Source organism: Desulfolutivibrio sp., from assembly GCF_036584575.1.
In the GTDB taxonomy this organism is placed as follows: Bacteria; Desulfobacterota; Desulfovibrionia; order Desulfovibrionales; family Desulfovibrionaceae; genus Desulfolutivibrio.
Genome location: NZ_JAZHDB010000094.1, coordinates 1 through 4437, shown reverse-complemented (window position 1 = coordinate 4437; position 4437 = coordinate 1). Strand labels below are relative to the sequence as shown.

The window sequence follows — 4437 nt, the reverse complement described above, 5'->3', positions numbered from 1 at the left end:
GCATGGCGCACCTCCTTGGCCGCTTCGGTAATGTGCTGCTTCAGGGAGTCGAAGGACCCCGCCGGGAGACGCCGCCCTGGCCGCGTCCGGCCAGACGGCCACAGCCCCCGCCGCCCCCCGGCGCTACGGGGTGCTGGACGTGGAGACCCGGCGTTCGGCCGAGGAGGTGGGCGGCTGGGGCAACGCCAGACGCATGGGGGTCAGCGTGGCCGTGTTGTATGATTCGGCCCTTGACGACTTCATCAGCTACCGCCAGGAGGAACTCCCGGAGATGGCCAAGGCCTTGGCGGTCCTGGATCTGGTGGTGGGGTTCAACATCAAGCGGTTCGACTATCAGGTGCTTGGCGGGGCATGCGAGTTCAATTTCCGGGGCCTGCCCACCCTGGATCTTCTGGAAAAGGTGCATGAGCGGCTGGGCTACCGCCTGTCCCTGGACGGGTTGGCGTCGGCCACGCTTTCGGCCAAGAAATCCGCCTCGGGCCTTCAGGCGCTCGCCTGGTGGAAGGAAGGCCGACTGGATCTCATCGAGGAGTACTGCCGCAAGGACGTGGCGCTGACCCGCGACCTGTATCTTTTCGGCCGGGAGCAGGGCTATCTGCTGTTCACCAACAAGGCCGCCAGGACCGTGCGGCTGCCCGTGGCGTGGTAGGGCGGGCCGGGGGCTGCCCGGCAAAATACCATTGCGGGGCCATGCCCGACGCAGAACTCCGGGAAGCCCTGTCACCTGGGCGCGGCTTGGTTCTCCTGAATCTCGACATAGCGCTCCAGCACGGCATTGATCCGCGTCTGATATCCAGGCCCCTGCCTCTTGAAAAATTCGAGAACCCCCGGACTCAGCCGAATCGTGACATTCTGCTTTTTTGCGGGGTGCTCCGCCCGTACCGCCCGCATCCAGAAGGCCTCGTCCGTGGGCAGGGCGTCGGGATCGGACGCGGCCCGCCGCGCGATCTCCTCTTCCGATAATCGGGACACCTGTTCCATGTCAGACTTGAGCTTCCGCTTCATATATCTTTCTCTCCGCCTTATTCGCCCGTCGCATGGAGATCACGCGCACCACCTCGCCACGAAAGGCATATGCCAAAAACACGATGGTGTTCTCCAGGCATCCCAAAGCGACATACCGCGTTTCGCCATAGTCCCTGCGGTCGTCCACGCGGATGGTCATCGGTCCCTGGAATACGGCCCAGGCATCCTCCAACCACAGACCATGCTTGTAGAAATTGGAAGTGTTTTTGTCTTCGTCCCAGGCAAACCGCATACGAATCAATACGTACACTTGTACATACAGTCAATGCCTGCCGGGGAAAACTCCGACTCGCGCCAGCATCGCCATGGACGCAAAAAAAGCGGCGAACCCCGTGTGCCAGGGCCGCCGCCATCAGGGGACAGACCGGATCGCGCTATTCCTCTTCGGCCTCGCCGCCGTCCAGGGACCGGACGTAGCGGCAGGATTTTTCCGGACAGGCCAGGTGTTCGCCCCGGGCCTGGGTGCGCTTTTTGACCAGAATGCCCGAGCCGCATTTGGGGCAGGGCTCGGCCACGGGCCAGTCCCACACGGCGTAGTCGCACTGGGGATAGCGGTCGCAGGAATAAAACACCTTGCCCCGCTTGGAACTTTTCTCCACCAGCTCCCCGCCGCAGCCCTCGCGCGGGCACTTGACCCCGGTCTTGAAGGGCTCGGCGTGCTTGCAGGCCGGATAGCCCGAGCAGGCCACGAAACGGCTGCCGGTGCGCGATTTTTTCAGCACCAGATCCTTGCCGCAGTCCGGGCATTTGCCCATCACCACAGGCTCGTCGGCCTGCCTGGCCACCAGTTCGATGCCGCCGTCCGGGGTGCGGGTGAAATTCGAGGTGTTCTTGCAGTCGGGATAGCCGGAGCAGGCCAGAAACTCGCCCATGCGGCCGAACTTGATGACCATGGGCTGGCCGCATTTGTCGCAGACGAGCCCCGTCTCCTTGCCCGCCTTGACCGCAGCCATGTCCTCGGAGGCCTTCTCCAGAGCGGGATAAAAGCCGTCGGTGAAATCCTTCAAAAGCGCCACCCAGTCCCGCTGGCCCTCGGCCACCTCGTCTAGGGCGGCTTCCATCCCGGCCGTGAACCCCACATCCATGATGGCCGCAAAATGGTCGATGAGCAGATCGGCCACGGTGGTCCCCAGCTCCGACGGCACGAAGTGCTTCTCTTCCAGCTTGGCGTATTCGCGGTCGATAAGCGTGGAGATGATGGCCGCATAGGTGGACGGACGGCCGATGCCCTTTTCCTCCAGCTCGCGCACCAGGGAGGCCTCTGTGTAGCGCGGGGGAGGCTGGGTGAACTTCTGGTCGGTCTTAAGCTCCGAAAGCGTCAGGGGCTGTCCCTGGCTCAGCGGCGGCAGGGTCTTGGCCTCGTCCCCGGCCTCCATGCCGTAGACCTTGAGATAGCCCGGAAAGATGAGCCGCTGGCCCTTGGCCCGGAAAAGGGCCACGCCCGCCAAGACTTCCGCCGTGGTGTCCCAGAACCGGGCCTCGGCCATCTGGGAGGCCAAAAACCGCTCCCAGATGAGCTTGTACAGGGCATACTGCTCCCGGGGCAGAAAGGACCGCACGTCGTCCGGGGTCACGGCCGGATCAACGGGCCGGATGGCCTCGTGGGCGTCCTGGGCCGAGGCCTTGGTCTTGAAATAGCGGGCCTTGGGCGGATAGAATTCTGGCCCAAGCGTGTCCACGATGAAGTCCCGGGCGGCCTGCCTGGCCTCGTCGGCGATGCGCACGGAGTCGGTACGCATGTAGGTGATCAGCGCCACCGTGCCGCGCTCGCCCAGCTCCACGCCCTCGTAGAGCCGCTGGGCCGCGCCCATGGTGCGCTTGGCCGTGAATCCCAGGCGCTGGTTGGCGGCCTGTTGCAGGGTGGAGGTGATGTAGGGCGGCGGCGGGGACTTGGCGCGCTCCTTCTCGGTCACGGCGGACACGGCGAAGGGGCTTTTCAAAATGGCGTCGCGCAGGGCGGCGGCGGTTTCGCCGTCGCCGATGACCGGCTTTTTGCCCGCCACCTTCCACAGCTCGGCCTCGAAGACCGGGGGTTCGGCGGCCGCCAAAAGGGCCTTGAACACCCAATATTCCTCGGGCACGAAGGCCTGGCGCTCTTTTTCCCGCTCAACCACCAGCCGAAGGGCCACGGACTGCACCCGGCCGGCGGAGATGCCCCGTTTGACCTTTTTCCACAAAAGGGGCGAAACCTTGTAGCCCACCAGGCGGTCCAGGATGCGCCGGGCCTGCTGGGACAAGAACAGTTTTTCGTCGATCTCGCGTGGGTGGGTCAGGGCCTCGCGCACGGCCTTGGCCGTGATTTCATTGAAGTAAATTCTGTGGATGGGCCGGTCTTCGCCTTTTAAAAGCTCGGCCACATGCCAGGCGATGGCCTCTCCCTCGCGATCCGGGTCCGGGGCCAGGTAGATGCGGCTGGCCTTGGCGGCGGCCTCGCGCAGCTTGTTCACCACCTTCTGCTTGCCCTGGATGATCTGGTACTGCGGCGCGAAATCCTTTTTCTCGTCCACGCCCAGGGTCTTGGTGGGCAGGTCGCGGACGTGACCGACCGAGGCCTCCACGGCATAGGCGCTGCCGAGGAATTTCTTGATGGTCTTCACTTTGGCCGGGGATTCGACGATGATCAACTCTTTTGCCATGGCAGGCGTGCTATAGCCATCCCCTGGACCGCTGGCAAGGCCAAAGCGCCCCCGCCGGGCAAATGTCTCATTTCTCCGACGCCTTTTTTTCCGTCTCCCGGTTCCGGGCCGCCTCCTGATGCCGCACCCGGGCCTCCCAGACCAGATTGCCCACCCGTCGTCCCAAATCCGCCCGGCGCGCCTTGACCAGGGCGTCGGCCGCCTCCCGGTTGCCCTGCCCCGTGAGCAGCACGGCCGACTCCAGGTCGCGCAGATGGCTGGCGCACTCCCGGACCAGGGCGGACAGGTCGAGTTCGGCCAGCTCCAGCGGCACGCGCACGGAACGCACTTTCTTGGCCATGATTCGCCTCCGTTTAGTAATCGTATTACGAATAAACAACTTTTCCGTCAACGATACCGGCATGGTCGCGGGCGACGATCCTCGGCGCCCGGACTCGCCGTCATGACGGCACAGGCCCCCGGAAATTGGTTTTTTGCGAAATCCGTTTTTTCCTTGAGCGCGGCGGCAAGGTCGGGTACGGTGCGGTCGGCGTCCGAATGCAGCGCGATGGCAGGAGTTTTGCAGAGACACCCGGGGAGGAACCATGCCGCTCACGAAAAGTGACAAGCTGATCATTGTCGGCGCGGTGGTCCTGGCCCTGGCGGTGGTGGCGGGGCTCGCCGCGTGGCGCAAGCCGCATCTTTTCACCGGCGGCAAGCCCGCGCCGGAGATGACCACCCGCGACTTCCAGTCGAACTTGAGGGGCAGCCGCTCCTTGGAGACGCCCTCTGCGGC

Annotated in this window: 5 protein-coding genes and 1 pseudogene; 2 read left to right on the top strand and 4 right to left on the bottom strand. The window is 64.4% G+C overall.

Going from position 1 to position 4437, the window contains the following annotated elements; translation table 11 throughout:
* Positions 1-109: 109 nt before the first annotated feature.
* Positions 110-649: pseudogene (locus tag V3572_RS07510) on the top strand (ribonuclease H-like domain-containing protein); the annotation flags it as partial.
* Between the two features lie 71 nt (positions 650-720).
* Here V3572_RS07510 and V3572_RS07505 read toward each other — a convergent pair.
* From V3572_RS07505 to V3572_RS07490, 4 genes are all read right to left on the bottom strand, one after another.
* Positions 721-1005, bottom strand: coding sequence for a BrnA antitoxin family protein (locus V3572_RS07505; protein WP_332110362.1), 285 nt, complete (start codon positions 1003-1005; stop codon positions 721-723).
* On the bottom strand, positions 983-1276 hold the full coding sequence (locus V3572_RS07500) for a BrnT family toxin (protein ID WP_332110361.1): 294 nt from the start codon (positions 1274-1276) through the stop codon (positions 983-985). Before V3572_RS07500 ends, V3572_RS07505 begins: the two co-directional genes overlap by 23 nt.
* A 124-nt stretch (positions 1277-1400) precedes the next feature.
* Complete coding sequence (gene topA / locus V3572_RS07495) at positions 1401-3662, bottom strand: type I DNA topoisomerase (protein ID WP_332110360.1); 2262 nt, start codon at positions 3660-3662, stop codon at positions 1401-1403.
* A 67-nt stretch (positions 3663-3729) separates the two neighbouring features.
* Positions 3730-4002 carry a hypothetical protein gene (locus V3572_RS07490; RefSeq protein ID WP_332110359.1) on the bottom strand — a complete coding sequence of 91 codons (273 nt, stop codon included), beginning with the start codon at positions 4000-4002 and terminating at the stop codon, positions 3730-3732.
* Between the two features lie 244 nt (positions 4003-4246).
* Between V3572_RS07490 and V3572_RS07485 the strand changes: the two genes are divergently transcribed.
* On the top strand, positions 4247-4437 hold a 191-nt coding region (locus V3572_RS07485), incomplete at its 3' end, for a hypothetical protein (protein ID WP_442877367.1).